Source organism: Chloroflexota bacterium, assembly GCA_009840625.1.
Lineage (GTDB): Bacteria > Chloroflexota > UBA11872 > UBA11872 > VXNJ01 > VXNJ01.
In genome coordinates this window covers 271587-289719 of sequence record VXNJ01000001.1, presented here as the reverse complement: position 1 = coordinate 289719, position 18133 = coordinate 271587, and the positions used below count along the sequence as shown (strand labels likewise).

The 18133-nt window shown below is 63.2% G+C and carries 14 protein-coding genes and 1 tRNA gene; 8 read left to right on the top strand and 7 right to left on the bottom strand.

The genetic code is table 11. From position 1 onward, the window contains the following. Positions 1-49: 49 nt before the first annotated feature. Together F4X41_01225 and F4X41_01220 are read right to left on the bottom strand one after the other, a co-directional pair. Entirely contained in the window at positions 50-472 is a 423-nt protein-coding gene (locus F4X41_01225; protein MYB15648.1) for a type II toxin-antitoxin system VapC family toxin, read from the bottom strand. A gap of 10 nt (positions 473-482) precedes the next feature. Continuing rightward, a complete protein-coding gene (locus F4X41_01220) occupies positions 483-731 on the bottom strand; it encodes a plasmid stabilization protein (GenBank protein ID MYB15647.1) in 249 nt (82 codons plus the stop codon). 47 nt (positions 732-778) lie between these two features. Between F4X41_01220 and F4X41_01215 the strand changes: the two genes are divergently transcribed. The 3 genes from F4X41_01215 (at position 779) to F4X41_01205 (ending at position 6078) form a co-directional block, all read left to right on the top strand. Then, on the top strand, positions 779-2083 hold the full coding sequence (locus F4X41_01215; protein MYB15646.1) for a sulfite oxidase: 1305 nt from the start codon (positions 779-781) through the stop codon (positions 2081-2083). 49 nt (positions 2084-2132) lie between these two features. Beyond that, entirely contained in the window at positions 2133-3521 is a 1389-nt protein-coding gene (locus F4X41_01210) for an NAD(P)-binding protein (GenBank protein ID MYB15645.1), read from the top strand. Positions 3522-3606: 85 nt separating this feature from the next. Then, positions 3607-6078 carry an MMPL family transporter gene (locus F4X41_01205; protein MYB15644.1) on the top strand — a complete coding sequence of 824 codons (2472 nt, stop codon included), beginning with the start codon at positions 3607-3609 and terminating at the stop codon, positions 6076-6078. A 106-nt stretch (positions 6079-6184) separates the two neighbouring features. Here F4X41_01205 and F4X41_01200 read toward each other — a convergent pair whose 3' ends face one another. Continuing rightward, positions 6185-8212 (bottom strand): cytochrome P450, encoded by a 2028-nt coding sequence (locus F4X41_01200; protein MYB15643.1) that lies wholly within the window; start codon positions 8210-8212, stop codon positions 6185-6187. A gap of 318 nt (positions 8213-8530) precedes the next feature. Beyond that, complete coding sequence (msrA, locus tag F4X41_01195; GenBank protein ID MYB15642.1) at positions 8531-9187, bottom strand: peptide-methionine (S)-S-oxide reductase MsrA; 657 nt, start codon at positions 9185-9187, stop codon at positions 8531-8533. Between the two features lie 224 nt (positions 9188-9411). On the opposite strand from msrA, the gene F4X41_01190 reads away from it, so the two are divergent. Then, the gene (locus tag F4X41_01190; protein ID MYB15641.1) at positions 9412-10482 is read left to right on the top strand and encodes a Rieske (2Fe-2S) protein; all 1071 of its coding nucleotides are present in this window, start codon (positions 9412-9414) and stop codon (positions 10480-10482) included. A 118-nt stretch (positions 10483-10600) separates the two neighbouring features. Here the strand turns inward: F4X41_01190 and F4X41_01185 are convergent. Next, positions 10601-10671 (bottom strand) — tRNA-Gln (locus F4X41_01185). Positions 10672-10728: 57 nt separating this feature from the next. On the opposite strand from F4X41_01185, the gene F4X41_01180 reads away from it, so the two are divergent. From F4X41_01180 to F4X41_01165, 4 genes are all read left to right on the top strand, one after another. Then, positions 10729-13209, top strand: a complete 2481-nt coding sequence (locus F4X41_01180; protein MYB15640.1) for a leucine-rich repeat domain-containing protein — start codon at positions 10729-10731, stop codon at positions 13207-13209. Between the two features lie 51 nt (positions 13210-13260). Next, positions 13261-13854 (top strand): NUDIX hydrolase, encoded by a 594-nt coding sequence (locus tag F4X41_01175; GenBank protein ID MYB15639.1) that lies wholly within the window; start codon positions 13261-13263, stop codon positions 13852-13854. Further along, the gene (locus tag F4X41_01170) at positions 13844-15355 is read left to right on the top strand and encodes a glutamate--tRNA ligase (protein ID MYB15638.1); all 1512 of its coding nucleotides are present in this window, start codon (positions 13844-13846) and stop codon (positions 15353-15355) included. The genes F4X41_01175 and F4X41_01170 overlap by 11 nt, the downstream gene beginning before the upstream one ends. An 84-nt stretch (positions 15356-15439) precedes the next feature. Continuing rightward, on the top strand, positions 15440-15742 hold the full coding sequence (locus tag F4X41_01165) for a hypothetical protein (protein MYB15637.1): 303 nt from the start codon (positions 15440-15442) through the stop codon (positions 15740-15742). Positions 15743-15758: 16 nt separating this feature from the next. Here F4X41_01165 and F4X41_01160 read toward each other — a convergent pair whose 3' ends face one another. After that, complete coding sequence (locus tag F4X41_01160; protein MYB15636.1) at positions 15759-17105, bottom strand: alpha-glucosidase/alpha-galactosidase; 1347 nt, start codon at positions 17103-17105, stop codon at positions 15759-15761. A 156-nt stretch (positions 17106-17261) separates the two neighbouring features. Next, complete coding sequence (locus tag F4X41_01155) at positions 17262-18035, bottom strand: SDR family oxidoreductase (protein MYB15635.1); 774 nt, start codon at positions 18033-18035, stop codon at positions 17262-17264. Between the last annotated feature and the right edge of the window lie 98 nt (positions 18036-18133).

Below are 18133 nucleotides of genomic sequence, written 5' to 3'. Positions count from 1 at the left end.
TTGCCGACTTGACCGGCAAATCTCCATTCACGACTGCTGCGGGATTGCCTTAACGACCCTCCCAAGGGTTGACGATTTCGATTCCGCACCCTTCGAATCCGGCCGCATCCCGGCTGGCGACTGAAGCCGCCCGGCTTCGTGCGATCCCGGCAATCTGACAATCGGCAAAGGCAATGGGATGCCCGGACGCCCTCCGGGCGGCTGCGATGCGCGCGTGATTGCGAGCCGCAATGCTGTCAAAGCCCAGGATTCTTCCGGCGAAATGCTCCCCCAGCAATCTTTCAATGAGGGTGAACAGATTGGCGCGGCGCCGGCCAGCCGGGAGGCATTCAATGCCAAACAGCAACTCCGCCTCGGTAATCGTTGTGACATACAGCGTCGAAGGATCTTGTGCCCTGAACCATGAACCAACAAATGGGTCGCAACCGGGCTTGATGACCTCCGAAACCACATTCGTGTCAAGGATGATCACGGAGCGTCCTTCAATCGAACTTTAGGGGTTCGCCGATCAGCTCCCGAACCGGTAGTTCAAGGTCGGCGCCGCCCAACTCTGCAACGTCGGCCCTGATCTCATCAAAGAGGCTGCCCGTGCCATGCTTGGCGTTGCCCTCGAGCGTATCGAACAGGATTACCCGGACTTCCTGCTCCATCGACCGGCCGTTATTGGCCGCACGGATGCGGAGTTTCCGTTTGAGCGCCTCGTCGAGGCCGCGTACTGTGATTGTGGCCATGAACCCGCATTGAAAGCGATGTCATTGCTGTCATTATAGTGCTAGCAATGCATCCATTATCGATGGCTGGACATGCCGCTCCATGCGTTGAGCCCCGAAGAATCTCCAGTTGCGGCAACGGATGGGTTAAGGCGTCGGCGACCGGTTTCGGCAGGACGGAATTCAAACGATTCGGTGGGTTTCGGCCGGGCCATGGCGCGCCGGCTCCGATGGCGACCGGGTTAGGTTGTTGGTTACATAATGCTGCGTGCTCAATTAAGTACCAATTGACCGTTTGGCGTGCACGCCCAGGAATCGACGGAGGAGCGGAATTGAAACCCGAGAACGAATTCCAGATCGCGGTATCCGAGAGCCCCTTTTGCGCCGAGACCGATCCGGCCGGCCAGGGTGACTGGACGACCCCGAACGAGCGGTTCTTCATCCGCAGTCACTTCGGCGAGCCCGAGCTGGCGAAAGACCACCGCATCGCCATAGGCGGGGCCGTCGAGCGGCCCGGTTCGGTCTCCATCACTGAATTGGCGGCAATGGAGAAGGTGGAGCAGACGGTGACCCTGGAGTGTGCCGGCAACAGCCGTTCTTACCTGATTCCGCCCGGGATCGGGCTGCAGTTCCAGCACGGAGCGGTCGGCAATGCCGTCTGGGCAGGCATTCCGCTGGCGCGGTTGCTCGAGCCGGCCGGGATCGCCCCCGACGCCGTAGAAGTGCTGTTCCGGGGCGCCGATTCAGGGATCGAGGCCGGCGAGCACATGTATTTCGAGCGCTCCCTGCCGCTGGCCCAGGCGCTGGATCCGCACACCATCGTCGCTACTTCGATGGATGGCCAGCCGCTGACCCGCGCACACGGTTATCCGGCCCGCCTCATAGTTCCCGGCTGGTACGGAATGGCCTCGGTGAAGTGGCTGACCGAGATCGAAGTGTTGACCGAACCCTTCGGCGGTCACTTCCAGACCGACGCATATACCTTCATCGATCCCGGATCCCGGGACGGGCCCAACCGGCCGGTGACCCGCATGGCGGTCAAATCGGTCATTACCTCGCCGCTGCAGGACGAACGGCTGAGCGGAACGGTCACGATTTCCGGGTTCGCCTGGTCGGGGCACGGAGCCATTGCCGAGGTCCAGGTCAGCACCGACGACGGCGCCACCTGGGAGAAGGCGAATTTGGCCGATTCGGGAAACCCCCGCGCATGGCGGCGCTGGGAGCTTCCCTGGCAGCCGTCCGGCAGCGGGCACTACGTTCTGTGTGTTAGGGCCCGCGACGAGGCCGGCAACCTCCAGCCAAATTCGGCCGGCTGGAATTACCGCGGCTACGTCAACAACGCCGTCCACGCCCTCTCGGTGATAGTCGATTGATTCACCGGCCGGCCGGCACCAACGGTAGGCCGTAATTCCCGGACCGGAAATGACTGCCGCCAATTCGCCGAGGCACGCCGGCCCCAGGCGCATCGCCATCGTCGGAGGAGGGGTCTCCGGACTGGGGGTGGCCTGGGCCCTTAGCCATCATCCGGAGCGATTCGACTTTCGGCTCTTTGAGGCCCGCGACCAACTGGGCGGAAACGCGGTGACGGTGGACATGCCGCAGGCCGACGGCAGCACGATCCCCTTCGACATCTCGGTGACCGCCTGCATTCCTTCGGTCTACCACCACGTCCTGCTGCTGCTGGAAAAGTTCGGCATCGAACTGGTCGACACCAGGTTCAACTACAGCGTCAGGTATCAGGGCGATGTCTACGCCCACGATTTCGATTCGGAAATCCGTCGGCAGCTGCAACCCGAGATTTCAAAATTCCAGCGGCTGCTCGGCCGCCTGCACCAATTCGGGGCCCTCACGCGGGCGCGGTCAAAGCTCCTGAACGCGCTGAATCCATTCAATTACCTGAGCATGGGAACGGTGCTCAACCTAGGCGGGTTTTCCGGCGACTTCAGGTACAAGATCCTCAAGCCGATGTTCGTCAACTTCCTGATGGCAACAAACGTGTTCGACATGCCGGCGGCACTCTTCTCGCGATACCTTGAATTCTTCGACATCGAGTCGGCCACGCCCATGCAGACGTGGGACGGCGGGACTCGGCGGATCTACGAGAACATTGCGGCCGGGTTTCCCGACAAGATTTATCTGAATCGGGGCGTACGCAAGGTCTACCGCTACCGCTCCGGCGTGGTTGTCGAGGACGACGCCGGGGTCCGCGAGAAGTTTGACGACGTCGTTCTAGCCTGCAACGCCAACCAGGCGCTCATGGCCCTGGATAGGCCCACTTTGCTGGAGCGCTTCATCCTCTCGTCAATCCGCTACGAGAGCGAACTCCACAACCACGCGATCGTCCATTCGGACCCCTCGGTCCTGCCGGAGAGCCCGGTTAAGGCCCTGGCCACGCGCAGCAATCACATTGAGCAATACGGCGCGCGACCGGACAACTACGAGATCACCTACATCATGCATAACCAGCAGCCTTGGGCAAGCGCCTCCGATCGGCCCTGCCTGGTGACCTACAACCCGATCAGTCCGATTGACGAAGAAAAGGTGATCGCCAGGCGCTGGTTCCAGCACGTCGTCCACGACGTTCGCCACGTGGCGTTGCTGGTCCCCCTGTTCCGCTTCATTCAGGGGCGGCGGCGCACCTGGCACTGCGGCGCCCACACCCTGGTAAACAGCCAGGAAACCTGCCTGGTCACCGGCCTGGCGGCGGCCAGGCAACTCGGCGCCGATTACCCGTTCGCGGATTCGGATGCCCGGGCATGGTTCAATCACTACGGGAGCCTGTTGTACGGGCGGGGATTCCGCAGGGCCTAGCCCCGAAAGCGCGCCCTAAAGACGCCGTCGATTGCGACCGCCGGCCGGCAGTAGAACGACGGGTACCAACTTAAAATCACCCGCCATGAACCAACCGCTGGTCATATTTAGCCGACTGGTGACAGCCCGACCCTGGCTGACTGTCGCCGCGTTGGTTCTGATCACCTTCGCCTTGTTGGTCGGCGCGGATCTGCGAGAGCCTCCGCCTACCACCGAAGAGACCCTTCCCGATGGCGCGGTAAGGGAAACCCTTGCCGAGATTGACGAGATCTTTGGCGCCTCCGGCGAATCGAACGTGGTGACGTTTCTTTTCCGCGGCGAAGCGTTGACGCCGGCCGGCCTGTCCCAGATGGCCGACTTGATCGACGCGGTCACCGGCAACCCCCAGGTCGCGGACCTGCTGGTGCCCGACAACCCGGTCGTGGCACCGCACCTGCTGGTGCAGGGTGCGCTTCAATTGACCGATCTGAGCGGTATCACCCAGGCCGAAATCGATTCGACCGGCGGTATTCCGCAAATCGCGGCCGCACTCGACGCCCTGACGGGGAATGATGCGGACGGAGACCCGATAACGATTGCCACCCTCAGGCTCGCAAGCTCGGATTTCGACCTGGTCGCCGAAGCCGAACGCTGGATCAACGAGTCCGCAGCCGCCAGCGAAGGCCCACTTAAGGCAAGTTCGATCTCGCCCATCATCATCGAGGACGAGTACCAGGAGGCGACCGAGGTCGGAATGCTGCCGGTCACCGGCCTGGCGCTGCTGGTGATTGTCATCCTGCTCGCGGTTTTCCTACGCACCCCGGCTGACGTATTGCTGACCCTGGCGGGCCTGGTGATGGCGATCCTTTGGATTACCGGCGTGGAAGGATTGCTCGGGCCCAGGGGATTGGGCTTGATCGGGCCGCCGAACTCGCTGACGACCATGGTTCCGATCATCATCATCGGCCTCACGGTCGACTATGCCATCCAGATCGTCACGCACTACCGCGAACAGCGCGTCGAAGGGTTGCCGGTTACCGAATCGATTCGGACCGGATTGCGGATCGTGACGGTCCCGCTCATCCTGGCGGCGGTTACGACGATGGTCAGCTTGTTCGCTAGTCTCTTTTCCCCGATCGGAATCGTGGGGGACTTTGGAGTAGTTGCCGGACTCGGCGTGGGACTGAGCCTGGTCGTGATGCTGACCCTGCTGCCCTGCGGTCGATTTATCATCGACCGACGCCGCGAAGCGCGCCAGACCCTGCGGGAGCCTAGACCGGTCTCGCAAGCCCTGCCCGGAATCGAAGGGGCGGCCGGGTTGCTGGGGCGAAGCGTGACCAGCCGCCCGGCACCGTACATCGTGGGCGTGCTGGCGGTCACCGTCGCGCTCGGATTCGCCGCAACCGACATCGAGTCCGAATTCAGCATCCGGGACATCCTTCCACGCGGCGGCCAGGTGCTCGAAGACATGGACACGCTCGACGAGGCGGTCGGCGGCGCGACCGAATTGACGTCGATCCTGATCAAGGCCGAGGCGACCGAGACGCGCACCCTCATCAACCTGCGCGACCTGGACGCCGCGTTTTCAAACGCATCGGTACGACCGGCCGCCGCCGCCGGACCCGTCCTTGGCACCTATGAAAAGGTTGTCCGCGACTGGGTCACCGCGAGCGGTGAGCCGGGCGACAAATTCGACCCCGACCTGGCCGCCCTGTACGACCAGGCAACCGCCGGCGTTGAAGTGGATCGGGCGCTGATGCAGGAAGTCCTTGACCGGATCGGGCGAAACGACCCGGCGCTCGACAGGCTCCTGGTCAACGACCCCAACGGGATCGATTCGATCCTGGTGCAATTCCCCGCCTACAACAACGAGCCCTCACAGACCGCCACACTGCAGGATGAAATCGAGGCCCTGTGGTTCGGAGACGACGAAAACGTCACGGCGACTTCGGACAGCATCGTCTCGATCACGGTCACCGATTCAATAACCCGGCGCCAGACCGAGGCAATTAGCGCCACGGTTGCGGTCGCGCTTACCGTGCTGGCGGTCTTTTTCTGGATAACGATCCGGCAGCCTATGCTCTCGATCGTGGCCGTCGGCCCTATCGTGCTGGTTCTTATCTGCGTGCTGGGAACCATGGCCCTCATCGGGATCCCCTACACGCTGATCACCTCGATAATCACGGCCCTCTCGATCGGGATCGGAGTCGATTACACGATTCACGTGATCCACCGCTATCGCGAGGAGTTCGCCAAGCACCGCAACCCCGAAACCGCCGCGGTCCGGACGCTTTCGATAACCGGATCCGCGCTGCTCGGCTCCGGTCTGACCACCGCGCTGGGCCTGGGCATGCTGGTCCTCGCGCCGCTGGCGGCATCGCAGCAGTTCGGCTTCACCGCGGCAATCACGATCTTTTACTCGCTCCTGTTTTCGATCCTGGTGGTGCCGCCGGCGATGACGGTCTGGGGCGCCTACCAGAACATGCGGCTCCGATCGATGGTTGAGCGGATGTGGGACGATCTCGACGTCGCCATCGAGGAAACGCACCGCCGCCTGGAGGGACAGGGGCAGAACTGAGCCGGGCCGGGCGGCGCAGCCCGGACCTCGTTGGTGTAAGCGTCCGGTTGGTTTGCTCTTCCGAATCCGAGTGGAATCGTCGGAAGGGTTCGGTGTTGCGGGCGCCCTAAGCGGGAATCTCCCGCCGGCGCGCAGTGATCCGGTACTTGAGTTTTTTGCTTACCGACTGCGACGGAAACGGGTTGATTCGAAACTTGAAATCGGGGGGCCAAACTTCGATCTTGAAGTAGTGCGCGAGCATCAGCAGGTTGACCGCCAACAGCATCTCCATCATGTGCGATCCCATGCACGAGTGTGACCCCAACCCGTAGGGCGCATAGCCGGGGCCGCGATGCTCGTTGCGCGGCGCTTGGTAGCGGTCGATGTCGAATTTGAACGGTTCGGGGAACAACTCTTCCATGTAGTGACAGGCGGTTTGGGCGATGTGCAGTCGAGTCCCGGTCGGCAGCGCGAACCCTTCCACCACGCACGGATTCATAACCGTTCTGACCGACATCGGGACCACCGGGTACATCCGCAGGACTTCCATGATGAAGCGGTGCGTGACATCAATCGCTTGCAGGGAGAAGTCTTCGCTGCCCGGATCGCCGCCGCCGAACAAAGCGTCGGCTTCGGCCTCGATCCGGTCGCGCAATTCAGGTTGAGTCACCATGGCGTACACGGCGAAATTCAACTGGTCGCCCAGATACATGCTGGCAATCAGCGACGCCGAAAGAGCAAAGCTCAGGTTCGTCGCCGGTAGGAACTGCGGATCGCTGGCGTGCAGGCTGAACAAATCGTCAGCAAGGTCGCGCGGGCACCCGGCCCGCTGGGCGGGCGTATGGCCGCTCGTGACCCGTTCAAGCAAATCCGCGAGTGAAGCGAGTTTGCGCTTCATGCCCGGGGTCTTGAGCATGAATTTGGGCAACGTCTTCGTTACGTGCGCCTTGAGCGCCTGCTCCTTGAAACTGACAAGGTCGTCGAATATGTCTTGCGAATGCACGCTCAGAAAGTACGCCGATATTTGAGCGTTGACCAGTTGGCGCATCATGGGCGTTGACGAAAGCACGTCGCCTTGCTCCCACTTCGTCATCTCGCTGCGGGCGTGCTGGTAGATGTCGTCGAGTTGCCCCGCGAGGCGCTTGCGGGAGTACGCCGGAGCCAGCGATTTGCGCAGCCGGAAGTGGTCGGCCCCATCAAGCGCCGGCATGATTCCGTGGGCCCCGTACACCTTTTCAAAGGTGGATAGATAGTCCTGGGAGCGCAGAAAACCTCGCGCGTTCCGGTTCGCCCACCGATTGATGGACGGTCCGCCCAAAAAAACCAGAGGCTTGGCGAAGGGTGGCTTGATCTGATACACCGGGCCCAGCTGCCGGGTGAGGTCGGCAAACACCGCCGGAATGTTGCCTTTGCGCAGATTCCGGTTGAAAAGCAATTTGCGCAGCGGGGCGGTAGGAATCGCCTTGGAAATCGGAGGGCGCTGGAACAAGCCGCCGGTCAGGTTCTGCTCCACCGCCGCGGCTATGGACCGGCCGATCAAGTCCATCCTGCAGATCAACTCGATCCGCTCTTCGTTTTCCTCGTCCAATTCGAAGATGAAGCGGAACAGGTCGCAGGTGTTGATCAGGCAAATGATGACGATGTCGCGCGGCTCGGGAATCTCCCCATCGAAGATCGCCTTGCTGATGCGGGTCTTGACGAATCCGGTCGCCGAGCCCGGGTCGCCGTCGGGCGCCGAATCTTCGCGCAGGGCGTTCTCGGTCAGCGTCCAGAAATCCCCGGTATGATGCCGCAGAATTCCCAGCTTGACGAGTCGGTCAAGCGCCCCGTCGACTATCGGCTCGGCCCGGCGGGCGTACCGCTCGATCCAGTACTGTGCATTGCGCTGGCCCGAGTCGGCCGCGATTTCGGCAAGCAGCGGGTCCAGCAGGGGATCGCCGGTCGGGGTGTCATCCAGCAGGATGAGCGAATTCATGTCGGTGTCTATACGACCCGTCATGGACAGTTCGGCCAGCACCGAACCGACTATCGCGCAGTCCAGGTTCCAGCCGGGCACCTGCCGAAAGTAGCCGCTTTCCTCGTTGAGGAGCATCAAGACCAGCTCTTCGGTCAGCGTCAGCGCGTGAGTCCTCACGCCCTCGCTTGTGGCAGTCATCCGCCTGAATCCCCGGACATCGTTCCACGCAGTCTAGGGCGTGTGCTGCTACCTCGCAACCTAGGGGGACGCAGATTTCTGCGCCTCATTGCACCATCGGCGAACGAAATCCACATCACGCGATCGGCCGGCGGCGACTGGAGCGGCTGGTCCGATCGCCGACCCGCCCGGCCGCGACGCCGGAGGAATCGGATCGGGTGGACCGGACGTCGCGGGCGTGACGCCGGTTCCGGGATCGCCGCCGCTGGGCCTGTGGCCCGAAACGTGGTTTCCGGGGCGGGATCCGGAATTGATTTGCAGCCGGCTGCCGGCGACGCTTTAAGTTAACTGGGCAACGCCGGTCGGGCAACTTACCCCCGTGCCGCCGATACCGCAGTAGCCGGCCGGATTCTTGGCCAGGTATTGCTGGTGGTATTCCTCGGCGTAATAAAACTCGGGCGCATCCAGGATTTCGGTCGTAATTGCTCCGTAACCGGCGGCGGTCAGCGCCTCCTGGTAGCGATCGCGACTCGCTTCGGCGGCCGATCGCTGCACCTCGTCAAACACGTAGATGCCCGAGCGGTACTGGGTACCGACATCGTTTCCCTGCCGCATTCCCTGGGTCGGGTCGTGACCCTCCCAGAACACCTGCAGGAGGTCCGCGAAGCTGATTTGCGCGGGATCGAATACGACCAGGACGACTTCGTTGTGTCCGGTAAGTGAGCTGCACACTTCGCGGTAATTGGGATTTGGAGTGGTTCCGGCGGCATACCCCACGGCGGTCGTGTACACGCCGGGCAGCGTCCAAAACATCCGTTCCGCCCCCCAAAAGCAGCCCATTCCAAAGAGCGCCTTCTCAAGTCCGTCCAGTTCAGGTCCAGATATCGGTCGGCCGTGCACGAAATGCCCGGAAGGAATTGGCATCGCCGCGTCGCGGCCGGGCAGCGCCTCATGGGGTTTGGGAAGTTCTGGTTGCTTGCCAAAGAACCAGGGCATGCGTTCGTCTCCATTGCTGGCCGGGCCGGGTTGGTATGGACCGCCGGGGGCCGGCTCACCCATCTGCCAGATCATACGGATTTAACGCAGTGCCCGGATCAGCCGAACGGTAACGGTACCAGGTGATCCCGCCGCGTACGAAGCTATCGACGCGGTTGGCCCGGCGCGGCACCTCCGGCGGAAAATCCAATCCGGGTAAACGAACATTTGTTCGGGAACAGGGCTTGGCGCCCGCCATGGCGGCGAAGGAGGGACCCGCGATGCCGAGAAAACACGGCGAACCCGCGATTGCGCCACTGCCGTCACCCTACCCCGAGGGCTGGTTTTACGTCGCCAGCGTTCGCGAAGTTCGAAAAGCCAGCCTCATCCAGAAGACGTGGATGGGCGAGAGCATAGTCGCCTGGATCGATGACGCCGGCCAGGTTTGCGTGGCCGAGGCCATTTGCCCCCACCTGGGTTCGTTTCTGGGCCCGAGTGCCGGTGGCCGGGTCAGCGACGGGCGGATCGTCTGTCCGTTCCACGGGTTCGAATTCGACACTTCCGGCCGCTGCGTCCATACGCCGTACGCGGCCCCGCCGCGATCGGCGCGACTGCGGGTGTTTGCAACCCGGGTCATTTGCGGATTGATCTTCGGTTGGTGGGGGATTGACGGGCGGGACCCGCAGTGGGATCTGCCGTCCGAAGAACCGGACCAGTCCGGCTGGTGCGACCTGCGGATCAGAACCCTGCGGTTCCGCGGCCACCCGCAGGAAACGACGGAGAATTCGGTCGATCTGGCCCACCTGCGCTACGTCCACGGCTACGGCAGCGTCGACCGGGTGGACCCGCTCGCAATAGACGGGCCCTATCTGCGCAGCCGGTTCGACTTCACCCGCACGCGCGAGATTGCCGGAATTCTGAAATTGACGTTCGCGCCTTCCGCCGACACCCACATTTACGGATTTGGATATTCGCTGGTGGAGGTACACGAGCGCTCCATCGGAATGGACTTGCGAATCTGGATCCTGGCGACCCCAGTCGACGGTGAATTCATCGATATGTCGCTGGCTTGCCAGGTGCGCGAACTGCGCAGCCCCAAGCGCTGGTTCATGGGTTTGAAATTCCTGCCGACGAAGGCGCGCGCCCCGCTGTTGAATCGATTCATGTCCGCCCAGCAGGCCGAGGATGTCCTCCAGGACGTTGAAATCTGGGGCCGCAAGAAGTTCGTTTCTCACCCGCGCCTTTGCCGATCCGACGGCGAGGTGCGGGCATTCCGCGCGTATTGCGAGCAGTTCTACCCGGAAAACGGCGCCTGACATCGTGCGCGCGGCGCGGCCTGGTCGGCTGCCCTTGTTATTCGATCTGGCGGGGCCGGCGCAAAGCCGGCGATCGAGGCGGGATTCCAGCCACGGCCCGCAACGGGCGTCGATTCGGCTGGGGTAGAAGGATTCGAACCTCCGCTACGTGGGCCAGAACCACGCGTCCTACCGCTAGACGATACCCCATTGTTCGCGGCGAGAAAATGTTAGCAAGTAAAAACTCAGATCCAGGCCCTCCTGCCATTGCCCGCAACGCCCTTTAGACCACGCGCCGTTTTCATTTTTCCGGCGCTATTGCTGCTGGCGGCGCTGGCCGCGGCCGCGCTTTTCGTCGCCACCGACCGCTTAACCGTGCACGCGCTCGGCGCAAACGATGAAGGGATATGCGACTACTCAAACACGATGCGCAAGGCGCTGCTGGCCCATCTTGAATTCGAATTCTTCCAGTGCGACGAAGGCGTTCTCGCCAGCGGTTCTGCTGACCCATGGTCGGGGGATCTCGACGTTGAGCCATTCGTCGGCGCGGAGTTCGCGCCGGGAAAAGGTGAGCTTGACGGCTACGTGCGCGGATCGCGCGTAGACCTGCGCGGCAGCGGGCTGGGGGTTTCAGACCTTGACGTAAGCGCGGCGCTGGATTCGCACGGAACCCCGACATACAACCGCTTCGGCGTGGACGCAGCCGGCACCCGCCTCAGCGGCAACCACAGCGGCGGATTCGTCGGCCTGACGTTCCTGTTGGACGGCTCGGACGTCGCGACCAACGGATTCGTGGGTGAACCGTTTGCCGGTGTCGAGGGCCAGGTCGCCTGGTTCGGATTCCAGTGGAACACGATTCCGGAGCAGTTCACGGACTGGGACGACACGATCACCGGCACAGCCGACGCCGGCGAAGACGGTTACTACCTAGTGCTTAAGCTCGCGATCGAGTTGGAGGGAGATGACAAGCAAGTCTTCTTTCTGGTCAATTCCGAAGACTCCGTACGAACTCTCTACGCCGTACCGTTCCTGATCCCGGACGACTTTGTCATCGAAAGGCCGGAACGGGTAAGCGTTGACCTGTCGGCAGTAGCCGTTTACGACGACCTCCCCGCAGACGGCGATTTGGACCTTGGCCTCAGTCACAGCGGCGACGCCGGCGACTACTTCGACGAAATCGAGCGTGCCATCTCGCGCGGCAACGACGATGCACGTCTGCAGATCAACGACGACGACGCCCCGGCCATAGAGGTCTGCGACAGATCGCGGCCGGTCCGCGACCTGCTGGTGGAAGACCTTTCCAAGGCCTGCGACGAAATCAGCGCCCACGACCTGGAAGAAGTCACCTCGATTGACCTCTCGGATTCGGAGATCGAGGAACTGCAGCGCGGAGATTTCTCGGGGCTCACCATGCTTGAGGAACTGGACCTTACCGGCAACGAACTGCGTTCGCTACCGGCCGGAGTATTTGAAGGGGCCGGTTCGGATCGCGACGCGCCCGACGTGGCGCTTATCGACGTGACCGATAACCCTGGGCCACGCGGCGGCGGATTTGAATTACGCAACATCTCGAATGCTTTCCGCGCCAGCGTTGGACCGCGCCAAGCGATCCGCCTGGACGCCCATGATGATCCGAACGACGACCCCGCATACGGCTTCGAGGAATCTCGGTACAACGCCACCGAAGGCGGCACCCTGGTGGTCGGGGTCACCGGTTTCCAGGACAGCGCGGTCCTTTTCCGGTCGCTGGGCGGGGATACGGGCGTTTACGAGGACCTTGATGCCGATTGCCCGGCCCCCTGCTATGCGCCGGAGGCCTCGCAGATTGAAGAAGACGGTGATTACCTGCTCGGGTTCGCCGTTCCGAAGGACGCGAATGATCGCAACGACACCTTCACCATTCTTTTTGGTGAAAGCAACACCGCGCTCGACCTGACCTCCATTCACGGAATTGCCCGCCTCACAGTTACCGAGGATGGCAGCGTCGTAACCCCACCGGCGCCCGCCCGTTCGATCTTTGAAATCGTCCGCGTCACCGAAACCGCGCGCAGCACCACTTCCGACAACCCGGACCTCGACCACAACATCTCCGATCTGCAGGTCAGCGTTGGCGGTCAGGCGCTGGATGCCGAATTCCTCGGTTACTACAACCGGACCGGGCAGCTCAAGCGCTGGGGCTACGCCACATCGGAGGTGCTGGAGATCGAGCAGGGCACGCTGACGCAGTTCTTCCAGCGCGGCGTGATCGACTTCCACCGCCGCCCCGACCTGGGCGGGATCTGGCTGGTCGAGCGTCGCCTCGCCTGGGACTACTTCGGCGGCGGGCTCGGAGGAAGCATCGATCAAAAAGTCGAACCGGCGCCAACCACGCCGCCTTCGGCAGGCGCGGTCAATTTCGGCGGTTTCAATCACTACGTTTCGAATTTCGCCCCGGATGGCACCCGGACCGGATTCCTGGACTTCTTCATCGAACTGGGCGGCGTCGAAAGTTTCGGATACCCCAAGACCGCTGGGCGGACTGACACCGGTGCCCCTGGAACCCTTTTTGAAGGGAAAACTCCCGGTTTTGTGCGGCAATACTTCCAGGCCGCGATATTCCAGCTGTCCGCCCAAGGAATCGTGGAGCTGACCTTGCTGGGGGACTCGCTCCGCAATCAACTGGTACCCAACTTCCGCGACTTCGCCGCCTTCGGGCCCGCGGCCCCGGTGGTCAGGGGACAGTTGATCACTCCGGAGCAAATCGCCTGACGACGCCAATTCGGGCGACCCGACATTGATGGCGCCTTAGGGCGGGCCTCAGTGTCGCGCAAACGCCGGCAGCCCGAGAACGCCCAAAAGCTGGGCTGGATGACGCTCTCCTCGCGCGTTGCTTGGCAGGGCAGGTTTCCGGTTTTCGAGGACGAGATCGCTGCCGATCTGGATGGTCGCCGGCACACCTACACGTACCTCGCCAGCCGCGCCCGCGCGGTCGCGGTGCTTGCCCAGGACGATGACGGCCGAATCCTGACGGTGCGCGAATACCGCCACCCGCTCAAAGAGGTGGTCTGCGACCTTCCGATGGGATCGATCGGACCGGACGAAGAACCGCGGGCCGCCGCGTTGCGCGAGTTGCGTGAAGAGACCGGGTATGCCGCGCTGTCGGCCGATTCCTACGGGGCGATTCATCCCATTCCGGCTTTGACTCGGCTGCGGCTCGAGTTCTTCCGCGCCCGCGGTTTGGAATACGTCGGGCACGACCGCGACCGATCCGAGATCCTGCAGACCGAATGGATCCCGTTGGAGGCGGTCCTGAGCGGGATAAACGACGGCCGGTTCCAGGTGGGTGCTTTGCCGCTGGGGGTGCTCCTGGCCGACGCCCGGGGCCAACTCGACAGGGACCGGGATGGCCGCTGAACCCGGGGCGCGGCGCTTTCGAATCGCGCCCAGCCCGACCGGATCGATCCATGTGGGAACGGCCCGCACCGCGCTTTACAACTGGCTGTTGGCGCGGCAGAGCGGCGGATCGTTCGTGCTGCGGGTCGAAGACACGGCCCGCGACCGCAATCGTCCCGAGTACGAGCGGGCGATTTATTCGGGCCTGGCCTGGCTGGGCTTGGACTGGGACGAGGGCCCTGACGTCGGCGGCCAATTCGGCCCATACCGGCAGAGCGAACGGCTCGAGCTGCACCGGCACCACCTGCAACGCCTGATCGACCGCGGTCACGTCTACCGCTGCTTCTGCAGTCGCGATCAGCTGGCCGAGGAGCGCAAGGCGGCCCAGCGCGCAAAACTCCCGCCGCGCTATTCCGGACGCTGCCGGAACCTTCCCGAATCCGAGGTCGAATCCAGACTCAGCGCCGGCGAACCGGCCAGTTACCGCTTCAAGGTTGCGGCCCGAAACGTGGAGTTTGATGACCTGGTCCTGGGCGGGTTGCGCGAGGATGCCGGCCTGTGGGGCGATTTCATCGTGGCCCGCTCGGACGGCTCCCCCGTGTACAACTTCGCGGTTGTGGCCGACGACCACGACATGGCGATCACGCACGTTCTGCGCGGCGCCGACCACATCTCGAATACCTTCAAGCAGGTCGTGATGTACGAAGCGCTGGGCTGGGATTGTCCGCGATTCGGCCACATCCCGCTGACGTTGAACGCAAAGCGCCAGAAACTCTCCAAGCGCGACGGGTCCGTCTCGATCCAGGAGTACCGTGATCAGGGCTACCTGCCTGAGGCGGTAAACAACTTCATAGCCCTGCTGGGCTGGAACCCCGGGGACGAGCGCGAGTTCTTCTCGCTTTCTGAATTGGTCTCCGAGTTTTCCGCCGGGCGAATAAATCGCGCCAACGCCATCTTCGACCAGGAGCGCCTCGACTGGTTCAATGGCAATTACGTGCGCGGCCTGCCGATTTCCGAGTTGAGCCGGCGGGCGTGGGAGTATCTCGAAGGTTGCGGTTATTTCGAACCGCCGAATGGGACTCCCGGTGGCGAGTTTGGATCTGAGCCGGTGAAGCGTCCCGCCCGCGAGTATTTCGAGTCCGCGCTGGCCCTGGAGCAGGAGCGAATCCGGCGCCTATCCGATTTGCCCGGTGTCATTTCGTTCTTCTTCCGCGACCAAGTCGATCCCGACCCGAAGTTCCTCGTGGCCCGGCGCCAGTCGCCGCAGGCGAGCGCGGATGCCCTGGCGAAGGTTGCCGACTGGACCGAACAAAACGATGTTGCTGATCAAACGCTGACCGAGGAGTTCTTGCGCGGATTGGCCGAAGAGCTGGGCTGGAAGGCCGGCATTTTATTCATGCCGATCCGGATGGCCATTACCGGTTCGCGCGCGACTCCGCCGCTCTTTGCAACAATGGCGGTACTGGGGTCGGGGCGCGTCAGTTCACGCTTGCGCGCCGCCGTGAAGCTGTTGAAGGGCTAGGGGATGGAGTCTCAATACCGTTACCGCGGGCTGGTTTGCAATATTGGCCCCGGTGAACGCCGCCAACGATTGATCTTCGGCGTGGTGCTGATTCAGTTGTCGATCGTCGCCTGGGCGCTGATGTTGGCATTCGGGTTGGACCAACTCTGGCGCCTGTCGCTGCAGGTACCCCTTTGGCTCGGGTTGATGGGGATCGGCCAGGCCCATTACCAGATCTGCGTGGGGTTCGACTTCATCGGCAAGGTTGACCCGGCGGTTGCCGGGGACGTCGTCGGGCACGATTCGCCGGCGTTCAGGCGCGCTTTGCGGCTGCGGTCCCTGAAACTGCTTGCCGGCACTGGCGCCGGGGCCGCGCTGCTGACCACCTTGGCGTACGCGATCGGCTGAGCGACCCGCCGACCCGTCACCAACCCGGTAGGTAGTCGGCCTCGGCCGAAAACAGCTCGTCGGTCATTGATTCGATCTCATCCAGCGTGCAGACTGCGGCGGTCAGCGGGTCGAGCATAAGGGCCTGACGGGCGAGCTGGCGGTCGCGCCCCAGACCGGCCAGGGCGCCCAGTTCGATCACGCTCATGTTGCTGCGGCAGACGGCCGCCATCTGCGGTGGCAGGGCTCCGACAGCGGTGGGAGTGACGCCGCGCCCGTCGGCCACGCAGGCCAGTTCGACTATCCCGTCGGCGGGCAGGTTCGTAATCAGGGGGCCGGCCCCTCCCCAGTTGTTGGGGATGTTGCCGTGGAACACGAACGGGGCGTTTTTGCCGACCGCCTCGATGATCCAGGAGGCGTATTCGTAGGTCCGGCTGGTGCTCAGATCGGCCTCGCCGCGGGCCATCGCGCGGCGTTCGGCCTCGTCGGCCCGCCGGCGTTCCGGCCACATACTGAGCAGGAAACCGCTCTGTCCGTGGTAACCGGAGCGCATGAATCGGGCGCGGGTCTCAGCCCGCTTGCGGTACCAGGGCAAGTACTCGGAGAGATGGCCGGAGCTTTCGGTAATGAAAGCTCCGAAATGCAGCATCATGTCCTTGCGGACCAGGTCCTGTGAGCCGTCGCCGGGTTCGGCGGTGGCCAGGTCAACGCGGGCCTGTTCCCGCAGCTGCGGGTACAGGTCGCGTCCCCGATGCTCGAGCCGTGTGAACCAGGCCAGGTGGTTGATCCCGGCGCACTCCCAGTCCATCTCGTCGTAGTCGACGCCGGCGCGTGCGGCCAGGAGCCGGGAGGTGCTCTGGACTGAATGGCACAGACCGACGACCCGCATGCTCGAATTCAGCGCGGCGGCCAGACAGAGCATTCCCATCGGGTTGGTGTAGTTGAGGACGATCGCCTCCGGGCAGCTGCGCTCGCAGTCCGCGAGGATCTGAATGAACGCGGGCAGGGTCCGAAAGCACTTGAATAGTCCGCCCGGGCCGATCGTGTCGCCGATGCACTGGTCGACCCCGTAGCGCTCGGGGATGTCGTTGTCGAACCCGATCGTCTCCAGCCCCGAGACCTCGATGGTGATCACCACCCAGTCGGCGCCGGGCAGCAGATCGTTGCGATCGGTGCTGGCCGATACCGACCAGCGTTCAGTGTTGCTGGTTATGGCGACCAGGGTCTCGACGACAGCGGCCATGGTTCCAAGGCGGTTTTCGTCGATATCGCACAGTCGCAGTTGCCCGCCGGCCGAGCCGGGAATGGCGAGGATGTCGGCGGCGAGCTTGGGCGTAAAGTGCGATCCGGCGCCGACGATGACCACGTTGATTGGGGACTGCATGCGGCCGGGCAGACCTGCCTGGTTCTCGCTCAGCATCCGGTCAAGTTCGGCCGGAGGTTCCGTAGAACGGGTTTCGGTCGCCATCAGTTCGCTCGCTTCGCTGGTGGGGGCGGGCTGACGCCCGCCTCAATTCTTTCCGGACTAGGTAGGCCTGGTCTAGAAGATGGTGAACCCGCCGTCGACGATCATGTCCAGCCCAACCGTGAAGTTCGATGCGTCCGAGGCCAGGTAGATAACCGCCCCCTGCAGGTCCTCGACCGTCCCCATTCGGCCGATCGGAGTGTCGCGCAACCAGGTCGGCTGCAGGTTTTCACGAATGTGGGGGTTGTCGGCCATCTCGGTGACGATGTAACCCGGACTGAGCGCGTTGACATAAACGCCATGCGGAATCCATTCCGCGGCCACCGAACGCGTCAGGTGGATCAAGCCTGCCTTGGAGGTGTTGTAGGGCGCCTGCCACTGCGGACGGTTGACGATGCTGCCCGACATCGAGGCGTTGTTGATGATCTTCCCGCCGCCGGCCGCGATCATTACCCGCGCTTCGGCCTGCATGCACAGGAACGGGCCTTTGAGGTTGGTGTCGATCATCTCGTCCCAGGCCGACTCCGATGCGTCCAAAGTGTCCATGTGGGCCCCGATCCCGGCATTGTTGACCGCAACGTCAAGCCTGCCCCAGGCGGCCACGATCGCATCGATGAAACGGTCGACCTCTTCCTGGTTGCGCACGTCGGCCGGCAGCACCAGGGTTCTGCGCCCGATGGCACGGACCTTCGCCGCCGTCTCCTCGAGCGGTTCCGGCCGGCGCCCGACCAGGGCCACGTCGGCACCCGCTTCGGCCAGCCCGGTGGCGATGGCCCGCCCGATGCCGGTACCTCCTCCGGTAACCAGCGATTTCTTGCCGGCCAGCGAAAACCGCTCCAGAATTCCCATCGTTTTTCCTTCCAGGAGGTGGCCCGCCGGCCGCCGCCGGCATCAGGCACCTAAAATCAACTCGCGGCAATCGATCTTATGTAGGAGCGGCGGTTCTG

Excerpts from the sequence above, each read along its gene's own strand:
- F4X41_01200 (MYB15643.1), bottom strand. The coding sequence starts at position 8,212 with ATGACTGCCACAAGCGAGGGCGTGAGGACTCACGCGCTGACGCTGACC.
- F4X41_01210 (MYB15645.1), top strand. The coding sequence starts at position 2,133 with ATGACTGCCGCCAATTCGCCGAGGCACGCCGGCCCCAGGCGCATCGCC.
- F4X41_01215 (MYB15646.1), top strand. The coding sequence starts at position 779 with ATGCATCCATTATCGATGGCTGGACATGCCGCTCCATGCGTTGAGCCC.
- msrA (MYB15642.1), bottom strand. The coding sequence starts at position 9,187 with ATGCCCTGGTTCTTTGGCAAGCAACCAGAACTTCCCAAACCCCATGAG.
- F4X41_01155 (MYB15635.1), bottom strand. The coding sequence starts at position 18,035 with ATGGGAATTCTGGAGCGGTTTTCGCTGGCCGGCAAGAAATCGCTGGTT.
- F4X41_01170 (MYB15638.1), top strand. The coding sequence starts at position 13,844 with ATGGCCGCTGAACCCGGGGCGCGGCGCTTTCGAATCGCGCCCAGCCCG.
- F4X41_01205 (MYB15644.1), top strand. The coding sequence starts at position 3,607 with ATGAACCAACCGCTGGTCATATTTAGCCGACTGGTGACAGCCCGACCC.
- F4X41_01220 (MYB15647.1), bottom strand. The coding sequence starts at position 731 with ATGGCCACAATCACAGTACGCGGCCTCGACGAGGCGCTCAAACGGAAA.
- F4X41_01160 (MYB15636.1), bottom strand. The coding sequence starts at position 17,105 with ATGCAGTCCCCAATCAACGTGGTCATCGTCGGCGCCGGATCGCACTTT.